The following is a 22,413-nucleotide window of genomic DNA, read 5'->3' on the forward strand; positions in this document are numbered from 1 at the left end:
GATGGTTAAGGTGTGACCATTGTCAGTCAGCCGGTCGTTCCCCCAGATATTGAACAAACCGTAGCAGATAACCATCGGGATCCTGCAGCAAAAATTCGCGCTGCCCGGCCAGCATTTCGCCCACCGGATACCAGACTTCAGCGGGCTGCCGGAAGAGCACAATGTCAGCGCGCTGCAATCGGTCGAGTAGCGGCTGGATATCGCTCAGCTCCATCTGCAGATTGATCCCCCGACCGAACGGTGGTTCCAACGCCCCGACCTGCCAACCCGCCGGATGAACCTGTTCCAGCATCAGCTGTACCTGTTGCTGCTCCAGATAAGCAAAAGGAGGGTCATCACGCCGATAGCGGACTGAGAAGCCCAACAAGCCGGTATAGAACGCCAGAGAGCAAGCCAGATCGGTGACCGACAACTCCGGCACCATGGGGTTCCAATACACCTCATCCACTGCGACAGTTGGATTCGTCATGGCTTACAGGCTCTGCATCAGCTCGGCGGCGATCTCGAAAGAGCGCAACCGGGCTTGATGATCGACGATGGGGCCATTGAACATCAGCTCATCGGCCCGGGTTTCAGCCAGCAGCGCCTTGAGACCGTGACGAACCTGCTCCGGATCCCCCACCAGAGAGCGAGCCAGAGTCTGCTCCATCGCCATCAGTTCACGGGGCGCCCACTCGTCGCCAAGCTGGGCGATCGGCGCGGGCAGCTTGCCCGCATCACCGCGATGGAGGCGCAAGAACTGCTGCTGTACTGTGGTGAACTGGAAGCGAGCCTCCCGCTCGCTATCGGCAGCGATCATATTGATGCAGACCACTGCATGAGGCTTGGGCCAGCGAGCGGACGGGCGATACTGGCTGCGGTAGATCTCCAGCGCTTGCAGCAACATGGCAGGGGCGAAATGGGAGGCAAAACCAAACGGCAAGCCCATCGCCGCCGCCAGTTGCGCGCTGTAGAGGCTGGAGCCCAGCAGCCAGACTGGCAGATGTAGCCCCTGACCGGGCACCGCCTGCACCGCGCCGATCTCGTCGCCAAAGTAACTCATCAGCTCGCGCACATCGGCCGGGAAATCATCCACCTCACCACTGCGCATACGCCGCAGCGCCCGCATGGTGCGCTGATCGGTCCCGGGCGCACGGCCAAGACCAAGATCGATGCGGTCAGGGTAAAGAGAGCTTAGCGTGCCAAACTGCTCGGCAATGACCAGCGGCGAGTGGTTCGGCAACATGATGCCGCCCGCCCCGATCCGCAAAGTGGTGGTGGCCTCGGCCAGATGACCGATCAGCACCGAGGTGGCGGCGCTGGCAATGCCCGGCATGTTGTGATGCTCGGCCAGCCAGTAGCGCCGGTAGCCCCAGCCCTCGGCATGGCGGGCGAGATCCCGCGAACGGCGAAACGACTCGGCAGGTACAGAACCTTCGGCAACAGGCACCAGATCGAGCACGGAATAGGGGATGGCAGACATAAATACACTCCATTGCATCACAATTTGCTAACAGAGGGGCACTCTAGCATGAGATGTTCGAACGGAACACATCTGCCCTGCAGGGGCGCACGCGCCCGATGCAAAAAGGCCACCCCGCAAGCGGGATGGCCTTTTTCAGCACTGCGGCATGATCAGAACAACAGGTGCGCCACAGCAGCGATGACCGGCAAGGTGACCAGGGTGCGCAGCAGGAAGATAACGAACAGCTCCCACAGCTTGACCGGGATCTTGCTGCCCAGCAGCAGGGCCCCCACTTCCGACATATAGATCAGCTGGGTCACCGACATGGCGGCAATCACGAAGCGGGTCATGTCGCTCTCTATGGTCGAGGCCAGCACCGCCGGAATGAACATGTCGGCAAAACCGACCATGATGGTCTTGGAGGCCGCTTCCGCCTCCGGCAGTTGCAGCAGCTCCAGCAAAGGGACGAACGGGGCGCCAAGCCAGTTGAAGATAGGGGTGTGTTCGGCCAGTATCAAAGCACAGGTGCCGATCGCCATCACCACCGGTAATACGCCAAATATCATATCCAGCGCATTCTTCACCCCTTCCCGTGCTACCGCGCCCAGGTCACTCACATTATCAGCCTTGGTCAAGGCCCGCTCAAAGCCATAGCTCATCACGCTGTGCTGATGCGGCACGGCCTCTTGCTTGCGGCATAAGGGCGTGCCATCGGCATAGATATCTTTCTTCCAAGAGAGCGGTGGCAAACGCGGCACCACGATGGCAGCGACCACACCTGCCAGGCAGACGGTCAAGTAGAAGGGGACGAACATGTGCTCCAGCTTCACCTGGGAGATCACCACCAGACAGAAGGTGATGGAGACTGCAGAGAAGGTGGTGCCAATCACAGCAGCTTCACGCTGGGTATAGAACTTCCCTTCATACTGCTTGCTGGTCAGCAGGATGCCAACGCTGCCATCGCCAAGCCAGGAGGCAAAGCAGTCCACTGCAGAGCGACCCGGCAAGCGGAATACCGGGCGCATGATGCGGGTCATCATGGTGCCGACAAATTCCAGCAGCCCGAAATCGAGCAGCAGTGGCAGTAACAAACCGGCAAACAGGAAGACCGAAAACAGCACCGGCAGCAGATCGTGCAACACCAGACCACCGGTTGCGCCGGAATAGAGCAACTCTGGCCCCACCTGGAAGAAGGTCAACAGCACGAAAATACCGCCCAACACCCGCACACAGGCCCAGAAAGGGGAGACATTGAACAAACTGTTGAGGAAAGGGCGGCGCACCAGAAGCGCCGGCTTGAACAACCAGGCAATCACCGTCATCAGCATGGTGGTGGTGATCACCGCACTGACCATGGCCACCAGATAATCGGCAAACACCCGCTGCACCAGCTTGGCCAACACGGCAACCGGGATGGTGACGTTAGCGTCATAGACGACCGGCGTCATGAACAGCAGGATCCCGATAAGTGAAGGAACCAAAAACATCAACAAGTTACGGCGGGTATTGACCGCGGGTGCTTCGAGACTCTTTTCCAACATGATATGACAGCCCTAATGTTACATTTACCTGGCCTGGCCAACCTGCATATTCACCCATTGACCAGCAATAGCGGGCGCAAGAATACTCTAAAAAAATGCTCAAACAAGCCCTTAGTCGCGTGAATTACGCATAAATATTTCCACAGGTAAACCTTTCATCAAAACAACCGGATACGGCAACGCATATCGATTCAATCGACATCGCCAGATTATTGTTTCATTTTTGTTGGATTTTGTGGGCGGAATAACCCGTACCAAAGGCTCGGCAATAGCTGATGTAACCGACTCATCGAATCAGTGGTTGCTCGACAGGTATAAAAAAACCGGAGCCTGCGAAGGCTCCGGTTTTCAGTGACAGTAACGGGGATCAGTCACGCACGTAGATGACTTCAACACCATCATCTTCGTCGTCATCCCAATCGTCGTCATCCAGCCCTTCGTCGAAGGCCACAGAAGCGGCGAGCGCTTCAGCTTCAGCTTGAGCCAGCTGATTCTTGTGGTAATCGTCCCACTTGAACTCAACCTTCTCGATAGCATCTTGCGCATCTTGCGCCAGTTGACGAGGCATGGTGTCCAGCAAGTCCAGAATGTCGTAGCAGACCTTCTTGGTACCTTCCTTGCTGATGGCGGTGATGGCGTAGACCGGACCTTCATGGTTCAGGGCCGCCTTGACGCGATCCATCACTTCCTGGGCTTCTTCTTCCAGGATCAGATCCATCTTGTTGAACACCAACCAGCGCGGTTTGCCTGCCAGCTCGGGGCTGTACTTCTCCAGCTCGCCCACAATGGTGACGGCATTTTGCGCAGGATCAGAACCATCGACCGGGCAAATATCCACCAGATGGAGCAATACACGGCAACGCTCAAGGTGTTTCAGGAAACGAATACCGAGACCTGCACCGTCAGCAGCACCTTCGATCAGACCCGGAATATCGGCGATCACGAAAGAGCGGGAGTTCTCACCACGCACCACACCCAGATTCGGTACCAGGGTGGTGAAGGGATAATCGGCTACCTTGGGACGAGCAGCAGAGACCGCGCGAATAAAGGTAGACTTGCCCGCGTTGGGCAGACCCAGCATGCCGACGTCGGCCAGCAGCAGCAGCTCCAGCTTGAGGGTACGTACTTCGCCCGGAGTACCATTACTCTTCTGACGGGGAGCACGGTTAACTGAACTCTTGAAACGGGTGTTACCCAAACCGTGGAAACCACCTTTGGCAACCATCAGCTTCTGGCCATGGCTGGTCAAGTCACCCAGTCGCTCACCGGTATCTTCGTCACTGGCACGGGTACCGACCGGCACGCGCAGCACCCGATCCTTACCACGATGACCAGTACAGTTGGCACTACGACCATTTTCCCCACGCTCGGCAGCATGGAAGCGCTCGAAACGGTAGTCGATCAGGGTATTGAGGTTCTCATCTGCCAGCAGATAAACATCACCACCGTCACCACCATCACCACCATCGGGTCCACCGTTCGGAATATACAATTCCCGGCGAAAGCTTACGCAACCGTTACCACCATCGCCGGCATCGACTCGAATCTGGACTTCATCAACAAACTTCATAGGCACCGTCACCTTAATTCGAAAAACCGATACGCGATTATAGTGGTACAGACCCCTGCGGGCGATACGCATCTTGGCAATCCACACCTCTGTCGAGGCACGGGTCATCTGCGTTCCGTTTTTTCGTCAACAATTCAGAAAAACAAAAGCCCCGCCTGTTGGCGGGGCTTCGGATCCTTGCGGTCCGTAATTACTCAGCAATGATGCTTACGTATTTACGATTCAGCGGACCTTTAACTTCGAACAGGATTTTACCAGTCGCTTTCGCGAACAGGGTGTGATCTGTTCCCAGACCAACGTTAGTACCAGCATGGAACTTGGTGCCACGCTGACGAACGATGATGCTGCCAGCCAGAACTGTTTCGCCGCCGAAACGCTTCACGCCAAGGCGTTTAGCTTCAGAATCGCGACCGTTGCGGGATGAACCGCCAGCTTTTTTGTGTGCCATCTATCGGACTCCTCTAATTAAGCGCTGATGCCAGTGATTTTGACTTCAGTGAACCACTGACGGTGGCCCGCTTGCTTGCGATGGTGCTTACGACGACGGAACTTGACGATAGTCACTTTCTCGCCACGGCCGTGAGCCACAACTTCAGCTACAACCTTGCCACCTTCAACAAAAGGAGCACCTACTTTAAAAGTGTCGCCTGCAGCAACCATCAGAACTTCGTTGAAGTCGATGGTAGCGCCAGTCTCAACGTTCAGCTTTTCCAGACGAACGATTTGACCTTCGGCCACACGGTGTTGTTTTCCGCCGCTTTGGAATACCGCGTACATTTGATTAACTCCGTAAAGGCATGTCTTTTGCTCAAGGCTAGACATGCGCAAAAACCTATAACAATGGGCGGGCATTCTACGCAAATCGATTTGCTCAGGCAAGGCCAATTTAGCAAAAAGTTTATTTTGTGCGCATATCTGCCGCCGTGGATAAACACCTAACTGTAACCCATTGTGAAATCGTGTAGAATCCCCGCCATTACTAAAATCGCAGTTATTGCTGCTGTCACGTTACGAGACTTATGGACCAACAGACTATCCGTGCGCTCTGTGCCGCCGACATGACGGCGGTCAATGAACTGATCCTGGCCCGACTCCAGTCCGATGTTAGTCTGATCAATCAGCTGGGTTTCTACATTGTCAGTGCCGGCGGCAAGCGAATGCGCCCCATGCTGACAGTGATGGCCGCCCGCGCGCTCGGCTATGAAGGTGAGGATCACCTGAAACTGGCCGCTATCATCGAATTTATCCACACCTCCACTTTGCTGCATGATGACGTGGTCGATGAATCCGATCTGCGTCGCGGCCGTGAAACGGCGAATGCCATGTTTGGCAATGCCGCAAGCGTCTTGGTCGGTGATTATCTCTATAGCCGCTCCTTCCAGATGATGGCCGAACTCTCCAACCTGCGGGTGATGGAGATCCTGTCGGATGCCACCAACACCATTGCAGAAGGGGAAGTGTTGCAGTTGATGAACTGTAACGACCCGGATACCACCGAGCAGAGTTACATGACGGTCATCTACTGCAAGACCGCCAAGCTGTTCGAGGCCGCCACTCGCCTCGCCGCCGTACTGACCCATCAGCCCGAGCCCATCGAGCAGGCGATGACCGATTACGGCAAGTATCTGGGCACCGCGTTCCAGATCATCGATGACGTGATGGATTACTGCTCCCAGAGCGAGGAGATGGGCAAGAACGTCGGTGACGATCTGGCTGAAGGCAAGCCGACCCTGCCGCTACTGCGGGCCATGGCTGTAGGCAGTGCGGAAGAGCGTCAGCTGGTGCGCGATGCCATCGAGCACCGCAATGGTATGGAGCATCTCGACCAGATCCTCGGGATTCTCGACCGTACCGGTGCGCTGGAGTACTCACGCATGCGTGCCCGGGAGGAGGCTGACAAGGCCATTGCCGCCCTCGCCATCCTGCCGGACTCCCGCCACAAGCAGGCGCTGGAAACCCTTGCTCACATGGCGGTACAACGCAGCGCCTAAGTCTGCCGCTCCCCTGGCAAATAAAAAAGAGGCGCACGCCTCTTTTTTATTGCCTGTCATTCAACGGCCGGCGCCAAGTATCAAAACTCAGTGGTTCAACATCCAGAGGATCACCAGCCCGGCCACCACCAGGGACCCTCCGATGCGGCGCAACTGCTCCGGAGGCAGCTCGCTCAGCAGACGCAGCATCTGTTGCCATACTTTTGGGACCAGCAGCGGACCCAGCCCTTCAAACAGCAATAACAGCCCCAATCCTGCCAGCATAGATGTCAGCATCTTGTCCCCTTAAATAAAAAAGCCACCCGCATCGACAGGTGGCTTTAGCACTCAAAACAAAAGGGTCTGATGTGTCAGACCCTTTTGAGATAACCTCGCGGCGATAATTACTTGGTGCCGTTAGGAGATTTGAGGTAGCGGAAGAACTCGCTGTCCGGCTTCAGAACCATCAGGTCGTTGCCACCGGCGAAGCTCTTGCGATAGGCCTCCATACTACGCACGAAGCTGAAAAACTCGGGGTCTTTCTTGTAGCTGTCGGCATAGATCTTGGCTGCCTCAGCATCACCTTCACCACGCAGTTGCCGCGCATTACTCTCGGCGTCGGCGATCATCACGGTCACCTTGCGGTCGATGTCTGCACGCAGGATTTCAGCCTGCTCACGACCCTGGGAGCGATGCTCACGGGCTACCGCAGTCCGCTCGGCACGCATCCGCTGATAGATGGAGCTGGAGACTTCCACCGGCAGGTTGATCTGCTTGATCCGCACATCAACCACCTTGATACCGAGCTCGGAAGAGCGCGCCATCTTCATCAGCGCATCTTCCATCACGGTACTGCGCTCACCAGAGACGATGTCTTTGATGGTACGGTTACCGATCTCGGAACGCAGACCGTTGTTGATTTTACGCTTGAGCAGGTCTTCAGCCTGGATCTTGTTGCCACCACCGGTTGCCAGGTAGTACTTGGAGAAGTCCTCGATCTTCCACTTCACGTAGGAGTCGATGATGAGGTCTTTCTTCTCGGAGGTAACAAAGCGATCTGCCTGGCCTTCCAGCGTCTGGATGCGGGCATCCATCTTGCGAACCTGATCGATGAGTGGCACCTTGAAGTGCAGACCAGGCTCATAGAGCCGTGGCTCACCGGACTCAACCCGCTTCACCTTGCCAAACTGCACCACTATCCCTTTCTGACCTTCATCAATGATGAAAACAGAAGAGAAGCAGAACATGGCCGCTACAGCGATGACACCAATAGCTATTTTTTTCATCTATTAGTTTCTCCCTGAGCTGAAACGGTCACCGCCACGCAGCGGGGTCGGTGTAGAGTTGGCCCCTTCGTTAGAAGGTGGGGTCGATTCAACAGCTGGCGTGCCTGCCGGACGAGCCGGTTGTACCGCGTTCGCTTTACCAGACAGTTTGTCGAGCGGCAGATAAATCATGCTGTTGTTGCCAGCAGGCATGTCCACAACCACCTTGTTAGTCTGCTGATAGAGCTCTTCCATGGTTTCCAGGTAGATACGCTCACGAGTCAGTTCAGGCGCGGCTTGATACTGGGGCAGCAACTCGTTGAAGCGAGCAACTTCACCCTGGGCCTTCAACACGATCTGGGACTTGTAACCTTCGGCTTCCTGTTCCAGACGCTTGACCGAGCCACGTGCTTTTGGCTCAACTTCACGAGCATAAGCTTCGGCTTCACGGATAAAGCGCTGCTCATCTTCCTGAGCGGAGATGGCATCATCGAAGGCATCTTTCACCTCTTCCGGCGGACGAGCCGGCAAGAAGTTGACGTCGACGATTTGCAGGCCCATCTGGTAAGGTTCGACGATGCTATCGACAACCTGCCAGGTTTCCTGACGCACTTTTTCCCGACCGGTAGTCAGTACATCGTCCATCCGGGTATGGCCCACCACATAACGCAGGGCGCTATCGGTTGCCTGACTCAGACTCTCGTCGGCATTGGTCACACTGAACAGATACTGCTCGGGATTGACGACACGGTATTGCACGTCCATTTCGACCCGCACCACGTTTTCATCCTGAGTCAGCATGAAACCTGACGCTGGCAGGGAACGCACGGACTCCACATCCACCGGGATCACCCGATCGATAAAGGTCGGCTTCCAGCGCAGGCCCGGATCGACGTTATGGGAATACTCCCCAAAACGCAGCACCACGCCTCGCTCAGCTTCGCGAATGGTATAGAAGCCACTGACGACCCACACCACCACCGCCACAACCAGCGCGATGGATAGGCCAAACCGACCCACATCACCACCAGACTTGCCACCGCCAAAAAGACCACCAAACCGGCTGGTCACCTTGCGCAGCATCGCATCCAGATCAGGGGGTCCCTGATTCTTGCCGTTATTCCCCCAAGGGTCACGGTCTTTGCCGTTATTTCCAGGCTCATTCCAAGCCATCAGCGTCTCCATTAATACATGCAGATGGATATCATCCCTATCTGACCATCAATCGTTGATGAAGCCATTAAGCATTCATCTTCATCGACCAATCAATGTCGGATAAAGCGTTGTAAACTCTCACCTTCCAGTTTTACAAGGCGGTTCCAGTCGGCCACTTGCAAGCGGACTTCCAGTACAAAATCCCCCTCCTCGCTAAAACCTTCCCGTTCAATCCCTTTCAGCTGATAGAGCGCACTGCGCAATCTAGCAGCAGAGGGGGGTAACTGCAGGGTGTGATGCACCATGGAGCCAGCCAGCAATTCAGTCAGCGCCATAAACAGGTATTCACAGCCTTCGCCGGTCTGGGCCGATAACCAGACACGCACCGGGCGCCCCTCGTCATTACGTTCCAGACCCGCAGGGCGATCCGCCAGCTTGTCGATCTTGTTGCAGATCATCAGCTGCGGGCGGTCATCCGCTTCGATTTCGGCGAGCACCTGCTGCACGGCATCGATATTTTCCTGCATCTGCTCATCGGCACAGTCCACCACATGCAGCAACAGATCCGCTTCGCGGGTCTCCTGCAGGGTCGCCTTGAAGGCTGCGACCAGATCATGGGGCAAGTGTCGAATAAATCCAACTGTATCTGCCAAAATCACATCACCCACATCCCGGATCACCAGTTTACGCAGGGTGGGATCCAGAGTTGCAAACAACTGATCGGCAGCATACACACTGGCAGCTGTAAGTTGGTTGAACAAAGTAGACTTTCCGGCGTTGGTATAACCAACCAGTGACACCGTTGGCACTTCATTACGATTACGGGCGCGACGGCCCTGTTCCCGCTGCTTGGCCACCTTGTCGAGCCGACGCAAAATCGCCTTGATCCGTTCCCGCAGCAGCCGTCGGTCAGTTTCAAGTTGGGTTTCACCCGGGCCACGCAGACCGATCCCGCCCTTTTGACGCTCAAGGTGGGTCCAGCCTCGCACCAAGCGAGTGGATAGATGGCGTAACTGGGCCAGTTCGACCTGCAGTTTACCTTCGTGGGTTCGGGCGCGCTGGGCGAAGATATCGAGGATAAGACCTGTTCGGTCGACCACCCGGCACTGGAACAGACGCTCCAAGTTACGCTCTTGGGCAGGGCTCAGGGCATGGTTGAAGATCACCACGTCGGCACCCAGCATCTGGACTTGGGACGCGATCTCTTCAGCCTTGCCGCTACCGACAAACAGCTTGGCACTGGGAGCACTGCGACTGGTGGTAACAACCCCTAACGCATTGACGCCGGCAGAGCTCACCAACATCTTGAGCTCTTCCAGATCCTCGCGCTCACCTTCATCACTGAAGTTCACATGCACCAGAACGGCCTGTTCGCCAGCTTCATAACGGTCAAACAAGCGTTTGCTCCTTAACAGGGATCATGACCAATCCGAATCGGCGAGTCGACTCACCCGGGGATATCACGCCTCGGCTTCATCCTGTGCATCAGCCGCACCATCAGGCATTGGCTGGTGGTGGTTAACGGCACGCGCGGGAACCACAGTCGAAATAGCGTGCTTGTAAACCATCTGGCTCACGGTGTTTTTCAGCAAAATGACAAACTGGTCGAAAGACTCGATCTGACCTTGCAGTTTGATGCCGTTCACCAAATAGATAGAAACAGGAATCCGCTCACGGCGCAGCGCATTCAAAAACGGGTCTTGGAGAGATTGCCCCTTAGCCATTGTTCTTTTCCTTATAGTTTGTTGTTTTTAAACACCGGATATCAATATAACAACCTGATTATACAGGGAGTGTCAAGCCGCACCAGCGTGCGCAAGCACACGGTCGAGATTGCCGGACTCTCCAGATTCCAACCAGGTCACCTCGGGCCAGCCGCGCAACCAGGTCATCTGTCGTTTTGCCAATTGGCGTGTGGCAACAATGCCACGATAACGCATTTCATCATACTCCACTTCGCCGCACAGGTAGTCCCACATTTGGCGATAACCCACGCAGCGAATAGAGGGGAGATCCGGGTGCAGATCGCCGCGCATCATCAGCGCTCGCACCTCCTGCTCGAAACCACCTTGCAGCATCTTGTCGAAGCGCATTTCGATACGTTGGTGCAGCACAGCGCGATCACTGGGAGCAATGGCAAACTGCTGCACCCGATAGGGCAACCCCTCCCCCTGCACTTGCGTAAGCTCAGTGAGGGTCTTGCCGCTGATGCGGTAGACCTCAAGTGCCCGGCTGAGCCGCTGCGGGTCATTGGGGTGAATCCGCGCCCCGGCCACCGGGTCGATCCGCACCAGCTCGTCATGCAGCGCCTGCCAACCGAGGCGGGCTGCCTCTTCCTCAATCCCGGCACGAATGGCGGGATCGGCAGAAGGCAGCGGGGACAATCCCTCCAGCAGCGCCTTGAAATAGAGCATGGTGCCGCCCACCAATAGCGGAATGCGACCACGGTCGGCGATCTCTTTCATCTCCCGCAGGGCATCCTTGCAAAAATCAGCCGCCGAATAGCTCATGGCTGGGTCAAGAATGTCGATCAGCCGGTGCGGGGCCCGTGCCAGTTCATCGGCGGTCGGCTTGGCCGTACCTATATCCATGCCGCGATAGATCAGCGCCGAATCGACGCTGATGATGTCGCAGGGCAGCGCCTGGCACAGTTCAATGGCGAGATCCGTCTTGCCGGAGGCCGTCGGCCCCATCAGAAAAATTGCGGTCGGCAAGTCACTCGCCATGTTCAAACTCCTCCAGCACGGTCGCCAGCGAAAGCGGGCGCACCATGCGAATGTCTGCCAGTTGGTCACTGAAATCGGCCACAAGTTCCGTCAGCAGACGACTGGCAGTTGAAAAATCGTATATCTTCTCGCGGCTTATCCCCTGCTCCACCAGCCATTGGCATAATACTTCAGCCTGCTGACCGGCATCACTGTCAGATCCGCCCTCGATGAGTTGCAACAGTTCGGGTAACAGCCGCACCAGATCGGTCTGGCGCAGCAAGGCTGGCACCCGAGTCAGGATCATGGTGTCGCGCCCCCCGCTTTTCAACTCCAGCCCCATCCGTTTCAGCAAACGTTCCTGCTCGCTCACCAGCGCAATCAGATTCTTCGGCAATTTGAAGGAGACCGGCAGCAGCAGTGGCTGAGCCGCCAGTCCCTGTCCCCAGGCATCCAGCAACCAGCTTCGCAGCAGCACCCGCTCGGCGCGCACCAGCGAGAGCAGCGCCAGCTGATTATCCCGCTCGAGCAACAGGTAGGCCTGATCAACCAACGTCAGGGCACGGCATCCCCCCTGTTTTGACGGAGTCACTGTGGTGGTGTCTGGCTCAGCCGCCGTTGCCGTTGCGATGGGCAGGGTAGTTAACAGCGACCCCATGCCACGCATCGCCTCGCGACCTGGCGGCTCGGGCGGTTGGTAGTTGCTGGCGCGCGCAGCCGCCCCTTCCCGCACTTGCGCAGGCGCTCGATAGCTGTGCTCGGCGCCGTACCATTCAGGCCGTGGCGCCTGACCGGGATATTCAATCTGTGGGCTGACCGGCAGTTCGACCAGGATTTCGGCCAACGGCGCTTCCTGATGAGCAGTGCTGGCCCCTTCGCGGCGCAACGCAGTAAACAGCGCCTGAAAGATAAAGTCGTGCACCAGCCGCGCCTGATGGAAGCGCACCTCGTGCTTGGCCGGGTGGACGTTGACATCCACCTGACGGGGATCCAGCTCGATATAGAGCACATAGGTAGCGAAGCGATCGGCGGGCAGCAGCTCGTCATAGGCCTGGCGAATGGCGTGATTGATCAGCTTGTCGCGCATCATCCGGCCGTTGACATAGGTGTATTGCAGATCGTTTTGCGGTCTTGCTCCATCCGGGGTCGCCAGCCAGCCCCACAGCCGTACGTCGCTATGCTCGCTCTCTACCGCCAGCGCATGGTGCATAAAGGGGGTGCCGCAGACGGCGGCGAGGCGGCGCTCCTGCTCCGGCACCGTATTGGCGCCCTTGTACTGGCGCACCACCTTGCCGTTATGGCGCAGGATCAGGGTGGCGTCGAAGCGGGAGAGGGCGATGCGCCGCACCAGCTCATCGATATGGGCAAACTCGGTCTTTTCGCTGCGCATGAACTTGCGCCGAGCCGGAGTATTGAAGAAGAGATCCACCACCTCCACCGTGGTGCCCACCGGATGGGCCGCCGGCTTGATGGTGACGCTCATCTCGCGCCCTTGCGCCTCGGCTTGCCAGGCTTCGGACTGCTCTGCGGTGCGGGAGGTAAAGGTGAGACGGGAGACCGAACTGATGGAGGCGAGTGCCTCGCCACGAAAACCGAGGCTGTTGATCCCTTCCAGATCGTCCAGCGTGGCAACCTTGGAGGTGGCGTGACGCGACAGCGCCAGCACCAGCTCCTCTTTGGCGACACCACAGCCGTTGTCACGGATGCGGATCAGCTTGGCGCCCCCCTTGTCGATGTCGATCTCGACCCGGTCGGCACCTGCATCCAGGCTGTTTTCCACCAGCTCTTTCACCACCGAAGAGGGCCGTTCCACCACCTCTCCGGCAGCAATCTGGTTGGCCAGGATCGGGGGTAATATACGGATCGGCATCACTTACTCCTGAATTTCAATCTTGCAGATAGAGAGCCGCTCCACCACCTCTCCACCAACCGGAATCTGGTTGGCCAGGATTGGGGGTAATATATGGATCGGCATCACTTACTCCTGAATTTCAATCTTGCAGATAGAGAGCCGCTCCACCACCTATCCACCAACCGGAATCTGGTTGGCCAGGAGCGGGGGTAATATACGGATCGGCATCATTTACTCCTGAATTTCAATCTTGCGGATGGTATGCGCCGCGCCATCACCGCCGACAACAATCCCGCAGCTCAGGACTGGCACAACCAAAGGGAGCCGCATCGCCAGCTCCCGCGCGTTAGTTCTGGGGGATATAGAGCACTTGGCCTACCTGAATATCCCGCGACTTGAGCTTGTTGATCTCCACCAGTCGCGCCTGACTCACCCCATGTTTCTCGGCCAGGCGGGAGAGGCTCTCACCCCGCGCGACCACATGACGGATCATCTGCGACTGATTATTGCTCTGGGTGCGAGTCGCCTGAGCCGGTTGCCCGGAACGGGGAATATAAAGCACCTGACCAATCTGGACATCACGGCTCTTCAGATTGTTAATCTCCACCAAGCGCGCCTGACTCACTCCGTTCTTTTCAGCCAACCGAGAGAGGCTTTCACCTCGGGTGACCACGTGGCGGGTCATGCCCGCTTTGTCATTGGCGCCAACAGAGCTGACCGGGGCGGTCGGTGATGCGGTTGCAGCCGAATAGGGTTTGATCACCCCAGCACCAGAGCCACTGCTGACACTGCTGACCGGCGCCCCGCCGTCGCGCACGGTCGTCGCTGGCATCTTGTTGGTCACCACCGGCTGCGATTGCGCCTGTTGTGGCCGGCTCACCGGTTGCTTGGGGGCGACCGGCCGACTAACGGCGGCTGGCTGGCTGGCCTGTCCCTTGCCGGTCAACATGGCCCCCTTGGTCGGGTGGGCACGATAGTAGTTGCGGATCCCCTCGAAAATGGCGCGGGCCAGCTGGTCCTGATAACTGGCGGTAGCCAGCAGCTTCTCTTCCGCATGGTTGGAGATAAATCCGGTCTCCACCAGCACAGAGGGAATATCAGGCGCCTTGAGCACCGCCAGACTGGCGTGTTCCGGCTCTCTTTTGTGCAACTTGGCGACTTTGCCCATGGAACGCAGGATCTGGCGACTCACGTCGTAACCCTCGGCACGGGACTTGTCCATGGAGAGGTCGAGGAAAGTCTGCGCCAGATAGGGGTTAGGATCGGATTCAGCCAACACCTTACCCACCCCACCCAGCAGTTCGCCCTGCTTCTCTTGCTTTTCCAGCCAGCTGCCCATCTCGCGGTTAGCGCGGTTGGTCGACAAGACCCAGACCGAGGCGCCACGAGGGGTCGAGTTGTGGAAGCTGTCCGCATGCACCGACACCAGCAGATCCGCCTTGGCTTTGCGGGCAATCTCGGAGCGCTTGTTGAGATCGACGAAGTAGTCGCCACGGCGGGTCAGCACCGCCCGCATACCCGGCTCGCGGTCGATCAGCGCCGCCAACTTCTGGGAGACGGCCATGGTGACCCGTTTCTCGTAGGTGCGGCGCGGCCCGATGGAACCGGGGTCTTCCCCGCCATGACCCGGGTCAATGGCAATCACCACACCGCGGTGCTTGCCACTCACCGGCACCGGTTGCGCAGCGGCAGCGGATCGCTTCTCTTCATAAGGCAGGTCAATCACCAGACGGTGGCCATATGGCCCGGCTGGCGCCAGCGGAAACACCACCGGCTTGATGGTGGAGCTGAGATCCAGCACCAGACGCAAGCCCCCTTTCTCCAGCGGGGTGCTCTGGCGTATCTTGCGCACCAGCTCACTGTTGTTCTCGACCCGGGCCAGATTGGCGGCGTTGCTCGCCCCTTTCAGGTCGATTACCAGCCGATCCGGGCCGTTCAGGGTGAAATAGTTGAAATTGGGGGCACTGCTCATGTCGAGCACCACCCGGGTGTTATCCGGTGATGGCCAGATTCGTACGCTCTTGAGCTGATTCGCCCAAGAGGGTAACGCCATCAAAGAGAGAGCAAAAACAAGGATCAAGCGCACGTAGATGACAACCGTTCCAGAATGGCTTCGCCAATAGCAGTGCGGGCCTCTATCAGCACCTCACGCTGCTCGCCTACATAAGTGAGGGTAATTTCAAGGTCGGGGGCCGGTAACCAACCCTCGCCCTTCTCGGACCACTCCACCAGACAAAGGGTGTTGGCGGCAAAATAGTCCCGAATGCCCATGAACTCCAGCTCTTCCGGATCAGCCAGGCGATAGAGATCGAAATGGTAGACCTGCCAGCCATCGAGCTCGTAGGGCTCGACCAGGGTATAAGTCGGGCTTTTTACCTTGCCCGGATGGCCAAGGCCCTGTACCCAGCCGCGGGTCAGGGTAGTTTTACCTGCGCCCAGCGTGCCATGTAGAAATACTGTGGTCGCCTGCTGGCAAGCTTGTGCCAAACGACCACCTAGAGCCACTGTTGCTGCCTCATCCGGCAGTGTCATCATCAACTGTTTTGCCATGTTCTTCTTGTTAACTTGTTATGGTGTCGGGATTAACCAGTTTGCGGATCAGCGGCAGCAGATCTGACGCCAGCATGCCCCGCTCGCCGTCGGTGGCGGCCAAGTCGGCAGCCTCGCCGTGGATCACTGCACCCAGCCAGCTTGCCATGGTGGCAGAGCAGCCCTGAGCCAAAAGGGCGGCGATTATACCAGATAACAGATCGCCCATGCCGCCACTTGCCATGCCGGGATTGCCTTCACAACAGAGAGCGACCCGCTCGCCGTCATAAATAAGTGTCCCCGCCCCTTTTAACAACACCACACCGCCATAGCGCCGCTGCAGCGCCTGCACGGCGGCAAACCGGTCGGTTTCAATGTCGGCAATGGTGCATCCCAGCAGCCGCGCCGCTTCGCCGGGATGGGGCGTGAGCACCCAATTATCCTGATGGCGGGGAGATTGCGCCAGCCAATTCAATCCATCAGCGTCCAAAACCAGTGGCAGCCGATCGGTGAGATAACGGGCGATTTGCCCCCTTCCCCACTCATCCTGACCGAGGCCGGGGCCGATGACCCACACCGACGCCCACCCCTCGTCATCTGCGGTAGTGAGGCTCATCAGCTCGGGTTGATAGAGGCTGACCGGCGGGTGGTCCGGATGCTGACACACCCGCACCAACCCGGCCCCCGCCCGCAGGCAGGCGCGGGCAGCCAGCACTATGGCTCCCTGCATGCCGCGATTGCCTCCCACCAGCAGCACCTTGCCATAACAGCCCTTGTGGCAAGCGCGCTGGCGTGGGGTCAGCTGCGTGCTTAGCAGTGGATAATCAATACGCCAGGCGGCAGGCAACATAGCGTCATCCGGCGTGACGCCAAGGGGGTCACAGTCGAGCTGGCCAACGCAATCCACCCCGTCGCCGGTGAGCATCCCCTGCTTGATACCGATAAAGGTGAGGGTGCGAGTGACCTGCACCACGGCTCCCATGGCACGGCCGGTATCGCCGTTGAGGCCGGAGGGGAGATCCACCGCCAGCACGGGGGCAGCCAAGCCATTGATTGTTGTGACGATCTTTGTCAGTAACGGCGAGAGGGGGGTGTGGACGCCGGTGCCAAGCAGGGCATCGACCACCAGATCCGGGGTGGGCTGCTGCATCCCGTCAAACTGCTCGGCCAACCAGACCCGGCCACCGGCCGCCAGCCACTCATCGGCGGCCCGTCTGGCATCCCCTTTCAGCTGGTCGGGTGCTCTGGCGGCAATCACCACCACCTCGATGTCAATCTGGCGGGCAAGGCGGGCCAGCACATAACCATCACCGCCGTTATTACCGGGGCCGACAAAGATCCACCAGCAGCGACTGTCGGGCCAATGTAGGGTGGCATAGGTGCGCAGCGCGGCACCGGCTCGCTCCATCAGCGCATAGAGGGGTTGCCCCTCGCGCGCGGCCCAGTTGCGCTCCAGTGCGCGGATCTGTTCAGTCTGCCACAGCCCCTGTGGTAAACTGCCCCCCTCTTTTATGCCCAACGCGCCCCTGATGATCTCTACCATGACGGCTCCTGCCCCTTATCAACCGGCCCTCGCCAGCACACGCCTGCCAGGCCAAGCCGCATGAGCGCACCTGACTTCCACCAGCTGGCCCACGATATCAAGCTCTGGGCACGGGAGCTAGGATTTGACCAGGCGGGCATCACCGACACCGATCTGCGTAGCGAAGAGCCGAGATTGCAGGCTTGGCTGGATGCGGGCTATCACGGCAGCATGGATTACATGGCCCGCCACGGCATGATGCGAGCGCGCCCCCACGAGCTGCTGCCGGGCACGGTGCGGGTGTTGTCGGTGCGGATGAACTACCTGCCGTTCGAAGCGGGCTTCGCCGCCACCCTGCGCGACCCGACCCTCGGCTACATCAGCCGCTATGCCCTCGGCCGCGACTACCACAAGGTGCTGCGCAACCGGCTCAAACAGCTGGGAGATCGCATCGAAGCGCGCTGCGCCGAGCTGTTTCAAGGCACCGCAGACACCCTGGGGGAGTGGCGCCCCTTCGTCGACTCCGCCCCCATTTTGGAGCGGCCGCTGGCAGCCAAGGCGGGGCTCGGCTGGGTTGGCAAACACTCACTGCTGCTCAACGAATCAGCTGGTTCCTTCTTCTTTCTCGGTGAGCTGTTGCTCAACCTGCCGCTGCCGCTGGACCAGTCGGTGGAGAAGGCGCAGTGCGGCAAGTGCGTCGCCTGCATCAACATCTGCCCGACCGGCGCCATTGTCGCCCCCTATGTGGTGGATGGCCGCCGCTGCATCTCCTACCTCACCATCGAGAACGACGGCCCTATTCCGGAAGAGTTCAGGCCCTTGCTGGGCAACCGCATCTACGGCTGCGACGACTGCCAGCTTATCTGCCCCTGGAATCGCTACGCCGATGCCAGCCCAGAGCCCGATTTCAGCCCGCGCCCCAGCCTGCACCGCCCGCCCCTGCTGGCGCTGTGGCGCTGGAGCGAGAGTGATTTTCTCAAACAGACCGAAGGGAGCCCGATCCGCCGCATCGGCTATCAACGCTGGCGCCGCAATCTGGCAGTTGCCCTCGGCAATGGCCCGGCGACTCCCGAGGTCATCGCCGCCCTGCAACAGGGGCTGACCACCGCCGAGCCCATGGTGGCCGAACATATCGAATGGGCGCTGGCCACCCTTGCCCGGCGTCAGGATGAAGAGAACAAGAAAACCCGTTTGCTGATCCGCTGCATCGAAAAAGGTCTGCCGGATCACGCATAAGTGATCTGCCCCTTGCCGGATTGCTGCACTTTTTTCATGCTCTGCCGACCCGCAGTGACCAGAACACCGTAATTAGTACCAGCTGGTCGGCACACAACAAGGACAACACAGATGCAAATGTTGGGAGTGGATATTGGCGGCTCTGGGATCAAGGGCTGCCTGGTGGATACCAAAACCGGCGAACTGATCGGCGAGCGCCATCGCATTGCCACACCGCAACCGGCCACTCCGGCCGCCATCGCCCATACCCTCAAGGCGCTGGTAGAACACTTCGAGTGGAAAGGGCCGGTGGGTTGCGGCTTTCCCGCCACCATCCATAACGGGGTAGCCAAGAGTGCCGCCAATATCGACCAGAGCTGGATTGAGACCGATGCCGAGCATCTGTTTGCCGATGTCACCGGCAAGCCCTGCTATGTACTGAATGATGCCGATGCGGCGGGTTTGGCCGAGATGCGCTTTGGCACCGGTAAAGATCGCAAGGGGGTGATCATCCTCATCACGGTTGGCACCGGCATCGGCACCGCCGTGTTCGTCAACGGCCAGCTGCTACCCAATACCGAGCTGGGTCACCTGATGCTGGAAGGGATGGTGGCAGAGCACTACTGCTCCGATGCGGTGCGCAAGCGGGAAGATCTCTCCTGGAACCGCTGGGGCAAGCGCTTCAACAAGTATCTGGCGCGCCTCGAGTTTCTCTTCTCCCCCGATATCTTCATTCTGGGGGGCGGCAGCGCCACCAAGCTGGAGAAGTTTGTCGATCGTATCGAGACCCGGGCACCGCTCATTCCGGCGGCCAGCCTCAATCAGGCGGGCATTATCGGGGCCGCCCTCTACGCGGCCGAGCAGCAGGGCTGACCGACGTTCACTGCAGATCAGCAGATACCAATGGAAAGGGCCCGGCACTGCTGCCGGGCCCTTTTGTTTGGCGGCCATCTTGTCTGTTGGACCGCCATCAGGCGTTACATATCATCCAATCGATGCACCCCATGTACCAATCGGGTCAGGCGGGTCTGCTCCAGCCCGGCCAGATTGTCGAGCAGTGTGGTGGTGGCCGGTGTCGGGCACTCCCGGGCCAGATGGCCCAGCTCCCCCACCAACTGCTCTTCCCAGCGGCACACCTGAGTGACGATATCCTGAGTCTGGGCCGAGGCCGGTATCTCGAACCGGGTGATGGCAGGCAGCATATCCTCGCTGAAACTCTGGTTCAGCCAGGTCTCCCGCACCGACTCCCCCAGCTGAGCGGCATATTCGTGCAGATGGGCGCTGGCCGCATCCTCGCGACCTTGCAGATAGACCAGCAACATCCGACTGCGTTCGCTGTCCACCTGGCTGGCCATTCGCCCGTAACAGAGCCCGAGCTGGTGATGAACCTGCTCAAGATAGTGCAGCAACTCTTTGATCTGTTGGAATCTCATCGCCCTGCCCTCCATGTTTGCCGATATCGCCAGTATAAAAAACAACCACCAGTAACCCAATCCCTATCCGAGCCCCCCTTGCGCTGCATCAAGGTTGACGACGACAAAAGGGCAGGCAGGTGAGCCAGTCGCGAAGAGGGAACGATTTGTGCAGCTATTTGTGCAAATATTTGTGCAACTATGAAGAAGCGTCAGGCTCGACACCTGATGTAAGTGAAATTGGGCTGACACACTAATAAAACCAGCATTTACCCGCCATAACCCATCTTTAATTCGGCTATATGCCGCGCAGGCGAAACAGGATCTGGATGCGCAACCTATCCACCCTGTTCGTTATCCACCAGACAGAAATCCTTATCACTTTTTTAGACGTCTAGACGTAAAAACATGCGTTGACACGGCCATCCAGACATCTTAGCATCATCCTCCATGATGACAGAGTAACCCAGTGGAACCTCTGCCCAATTTACCCGCCTGTAGCGCCCTGTGCTGTAAGGCTGTGAGCACGGAATAATCCATGATTAAGTTGAACGGTCTCAACAAAGTCTACGGTACCGGCAGTGACGCCGTGCACGCCCTGCGTGACGTGAGTCTGCATGTACCCCAAGGCAAAATATTCGGGGTGATCGGTGCCTCCGGTGCCGGCAAAAGTACCCTCATTCGCTGTGTCAACCTGTTGGAGCGACCGACAGAGGGGCACGTCATCGTCGCGGGCCAGGATCTGGTCGCCCTGAGCGAGCGGGATTTGACCCAAGCCCGCCGTCAGATCGGGATGATTTTCCAGCACTTCAACCTGCTCGCCTCCCGCACCGTGTTTTCCAACATCGCCTTTCCGCTGGAGTTGGCAGGCTGGAGCAAAGAACAGATAAAAAACCGGGTCGAAGAGCTGTTGGCGCTGGTCGGGCTGGAAGCCCGTGCCCACGCCTATCCGTCCGAGCTCTCTGGTGGTCAGAAGCAACGTGTCGCCATCGCCCGGGCACTGGCGCCCGCGCCCAAGGTGCTGCTGTGTGACGAGGCTACCTCGGCCCTCGACCCGCAGACTACCCGCTCGATCCTGACCCTGCTCAAGGAGATCAACGTCAAGCTGGGGCTCACCATACTGCTGATCACCCACGAAATGAATGTGGTGAAGGGGATCTGTGACGAAGTGGCCATCATCAGTGACGGCCGCCTGATCGAGCAAGGCGAAGTGGCCTGGTTCTTCAGCAATGCCAAGACCCAGCTGGCCCGTGATTTCATCCACTCCACCATCCATCTGGAGGTACCGCAGGAGTATCAGGATCGGATGAGTAGCGAGCGGGTGGCTGGCAGTTATCCACTGGTGAAGCTCGGTTTTACCGGCAGCACGGTCGATACCCCGCTGATTTCCGAGGCGAGTCGCCGTTTCAACATCGACATCAGTATTTTGAGCGCGGATATCGAGTACGCCGGTGGCGTTAAATTCGGTTTTCTGCTGGCAGAGCTGTTCGGGGATGAAGCCCAGTGCGCGGCGACCCAGCAGTTCCTGACTGACAACCATATTCAGCTGGAGGTAATGGGTTATGTCCGAAGCCATGATTAATCTGCTCATTATCGAGCTGGGCAACACCTTGCTGATGGTCGCGGGCTCAGCCCTGTTTGGCTGCCTGCTTGGCCTGCCACTCGGCGTGGCGCTGCACGTGACCAAGGGGGGCCAAATCCTGGCCAACCCGCTGCTCAACCGCAGCCTCGGCATGGTGGTCAACGTGGGCCGCTCGGTGCCCTTTATCATCCTGCTGGTGGCGATCATCCCTCTCACCCGCTTGATTGTCGGCACCAGTATCGGCACTATCGCCGCTATCGTGCCGCTCACCATTGGCGCAGTGCCCTTTATCGCCCGACTGGTAGAAGGGGCCCTGATGGAGGTGCCGGATGGCCTGCTGGAAGCGGCCAAGGCGATGGGCGCCAAGCCGTTGCAAATCATCACCAAGGTGCTGCTGCCTGAAGCCCTGCCCGGCATCATCAACAGCGTCACCATCACCCTCGTCACCCTGGTGAACTACTCGGCCATGGCCGGGGCCATCGGTGGCGGTGGTCTGGGGGATGTGGGTATTCGTTATGGTTATCAGCGCTTTGACCCCACCGTCATGCTGGTAACCGTGGTTATCCTGGTAGTACTGGTTCAACTCATCCAGAGCGCAGGTGAGCGCCTGGTTCACAAATATGATCATCGTTAATCGTCGATTTCTGACAG

Annotated in this window: 22 protein-coding genes; 5 read left to right on the plus strand and 17 right to left on the minus strand. The window is 58.4% G+C overall.

The genetic code is table 11. From position 1 onward, the window contains the following. Positions 1–22 precede the first annotated feature (22 nt). The 6 genes from CF137_RS00960 to rplU all read right to left on the minus strand — a co-directional run bounded on the left by CF137_RS00960 (position 23) and on the right by rplU (position 5,332). Complete coding sequence (locus CF137_RS00960; protein ID WP_193556547.1) at positions 23–469, minus strand: bleomycin resistance protein; 447 nt, start codon at positions 467–469, stop codon at positions 23–25. Between the two features lie 3 nt (positions 470–472). Beyond that, on the minus strand, positions 473–1,462 hold the full coding sequence (locus CF137_RS00965) for a luciferase-like monooxygenase (RefSeq protein ID WP_139692969.1): 990 nt from the start codon (positions 1,460–1,462) through the stop codon (positions 473–475). A gap of 152 nt (positions 1,463–1,614) precedes the next feature. Further along, entirely contained in the window at positions 1,615–2,985 is a 1,371-nt protein-coding gene (locus CF137_RS00970) for a YjiH family protein (RefSeq protein ID WP_139717277.1), read from the minus strand. A gap of 367 nt (positions 2,986–3,352) precedes the next feature. Further along, positions 3,353–4,555 carry an Obg family GTPase CgtA gene (cgtA, locus tag CF137_RS00975; RefSeq protein ID WP_101323775.1) on the minus strand — a complete coding sequence of 401 codons (1,203 nt, stop codon included), beginning with the start codon at positions 4,553–4,555 and terminating at the stop codon, positions 3,353–3,355. 190 nt (positions 4,556–4,745) lie between these two features. Beyond that, positions 4,746–5,003, minus strand: coding sequence for a 50S ribosomal protein L27 (gene rpmA / locus CF137_RS00980; RefSeq protein WP_042018503.1), 258 nt, complete (start codon positions 5,001–5,003; stop codon positions 4,746–4,748). Positions 5,004–5,020: 17 nt separating this feature from the next. Continuing rightward, positions 5,021–5,332 (minus strand): 50S ribosomal protein L21, encoded by a 312-nt coding sequence (gene rplU / locus CF137_RS00985; RefSeq protein ID WP_005304210.1) that lies wholly within the window; start codon positions 5,330–5,332, stop codon positions 5,021–5,023. A gap of 242 nt (positions 5,333–5,574) precedes the next feature. Between rplU and ispB the strand changes: the two genes are divergently transcribed. Beyond that, positions 5,575–6,546 (plus strand): octaprenyl diphosphate synthase, encoded by a 972-nt coding sequence (gene ispB / locus CF137_RS00990; RefSeq protein ID WP_101323774.1) that lies wholly within the window; start codon positions 5,575–5,577, stop codon positions 6,544–6,546. A gap of 87 nt (positions 6,547–6,633) precedes the next feature. Here the strand turns inward: ispB and CF137_RS00995 are convergent, their stop codons facing one another. The 10 genes from CF137_RS00995 to CF137_RS01040 all read right to left on the minus strand — a co-directional run bounded on the left by CF137_RS00995 (position 6,634) and on the right by CF137_RS01040 (position 17,574). Next, on the minus strand, positions 6,634–6,822 hold the full coding sequence (locus CF137_RS00995) for a DUF2065 domain-containing protein (protein WP_139717279.1): 189 nt from the start codon (positions 6,820–6,822) through the stop codon (positions 6,634–6,636). A 107-nt stretch (positions 6,823–6,929) separates the two neighbouring features. Beyond that, complete coding sequence (hflC, locus tag CF137_RS01000) at positions 6,930–7,811, minus strand: protease modulator HflC (RefSeq protein WP_101323772.1); 882 nt, start codon at positions 7,809–7,811, stop codon at positions 6,930–6,932. 3 nt (positions 7,812–7,814) lie between these two features. Next, complete coding sequence (gene hflK / locus CF137_RS01005) at positions 7,815–8,963, minus strand: FtsH protease activity modulator HflK (RefSeq protein ID WP_042018513.1); 1,149 nt, start codon at positions 8,961–8,963, stop codon at positions 7,815–7,817. Between the two features lie 92 nt (positions 8,964–9,055). Further along, complete coding sequence (gene hflX, locus CF137_RS01010; protein WP_101318116.1) at positions 9,056–10,342, minus strand: ribosome rescue GTPase HflX; 1,287 nt, start codon at positions 10,340–10,342, stop codon at positions 9,056–9,058. Positions 10,343–10,405: 63 nt separating this feature from the next. Further along, entirely contained in the window at positions 10,406–10,669 is a 264-nt protein-coding gene (gene hfq / locus CF137_RS01015) for an RNA chaperone Hfq (protein WP_042018518.1), read from the minus strand. A gap of 72 nt (positions 10,670–10,741) precedes the next feature. Then, positions 10,742–11,671 (minus strand): tRNA (adenosine(37)-N6)-dimethylallyltransferase MiaA, encoded by a 930-nt coding sequence (gene miaA, locus CF137_RS01020; RefSeq protein WP_162515480.1) that lies wholly within the window; start codon positions 11,669–11,671, stop codon positions 10,742–10,744. Beyond that, positions 11,661–13,520 carry a DNA mismatch repair endonuclease MutL gene (mutL, locus tag CF137_RS01025; protein ID WP_139717281.1) on the minus strand — a complete coding sequence of 620 codons (1,860 nt, stop codon included), beginning with the start codon at positions 13,518–13,520 and terminating at the stop codon, positions 11,661–11,663. The genes miaA and mutL overlap by 11 nt, the downstream gene beginning before the upstream one ends. A gap of 328 nt (positions 13,521–13,848) precedes the next feature. Further along, the gene (locus CF137_RS01030; RefSeq protein WP_139717283.1) at positions 13,849–15,588 is read right to left on the minus strand and encodes an N-acetylmuramoyl-L-alanine amidase; all 1,740 of its coding nucleotides are present in this window, start codon (positions 15,586–15,588) and stop codon (positions 13,849–13,851) included. Beyond that, entirely contained in the window at positions 15,579–16,052 is a 474-nt protein-coding gene (gene tsaE, locus CF137_RS01035) for a tRNA (adenosine(37)-N6)-threonylcarbamoyltransferase complex ATPase subunit type 1 TsaE (protein ID WP_042018522.1), read from the minus strand. Before tsaE ends, CF137_RS01030 begins: the two co-directional genes overlap by 10 nt. Positions 16,053–16,062: 10 nt before the next feature. Next, complete coding sequence (locus CF137_RS01040; RefSeq protein ID WP_139717285.1) at positions 16,063–17,574, minus strand: NAD(P)H-hydrate dehydratase; 1,512 nt, start codon at positions 17,572–17,574, stop codon at positions 16,063–16,065. A gap of 60 nt (positions 17,575–17,634) precedes the next feature. Between CF137_RS01040 and queG the strand changes: the two genes are divergently transcribed. Further along, the gene (queG, locus tag CF137_RS01045; RefSeq protein ID WP_139717287.1) at positions 17,635–18,789 is read left to right on the plus strand and encodes a tRNA epoxyqueuosine(34) reductase QueG; all 1,155 of its coding nucleotides are present in this window, start codon (positions 17,635–17,637) and stop codon (positions 18,787–18,789) included. Positions 18,790–18,900: 111 nt separating this feature from the next. Further along, positions 18,901–19,641, plus strand: coding sequence for a polyphosphate--glucose phosphotransferase (gene ppgK, locus CF137_RS01050; protein ID WP_139717290.1), 741 nt, complete (start codon positions 18,901–18,903; stop codon positions 19,639–19,641). A 104-nt stretch (positions 19,642–19,745) separates the two neighbouring features. Here the strand turns inward: ppgK and CF137_RS01055 are convergent, their stop codons facing one another. Next, on the minus strand, positions 19,746–20,201 hold the full coding sequence (locus CF137_RS01055) for a hypothetical protein (protein ID WP_101323766.1): 456 nt from the start codon (positions 20,199–20,201) through the stop codon (positions 19,746–19,748). 517 nt (positions 20,202–20,718) lie between these two features. Between CF137_RS01055 and metN the strand changes: the two genes are divergently transcribed. Together metN and CF137_RS01065 are read left to right on the plus strand one after the other, a co-directional pair. Next, positions 20,719–21,762, plus strand: coding sequence for a methionine ABC transporter ATP-binding protein MetN (gene metN / locus CF137_RS01060; protein ID WP_139717292.1), 1,044 nt, complete (start codon positions 20,719–20,721; stop codon positions 21,760–21,762). Next, positions 21,743–22,396, plus strand: coding sequence for a methionine ABC transporter permease (locus CF137_RS01065; RefSeq protein ID WP_042018533.1), 654 nt, complete (start codon positions 21,743–21,745; stop codon positions 22,394–22,396). Before metN ends, CF137_RS01065 begins: the two co-directional genes overlap by 20 nt. Positions 22,397–22,413: the final 17 nt, after the last annotated feature.

This window comes from Aeromonas sobria, from assembly GCF_006243315.1.
Lineage (GTDB): Bacteria > Pseudomonadota > Gammaproteobacteria > Enterobacterales > Aeromonadaceae > Aeromonas > Aeromonas sobria_A.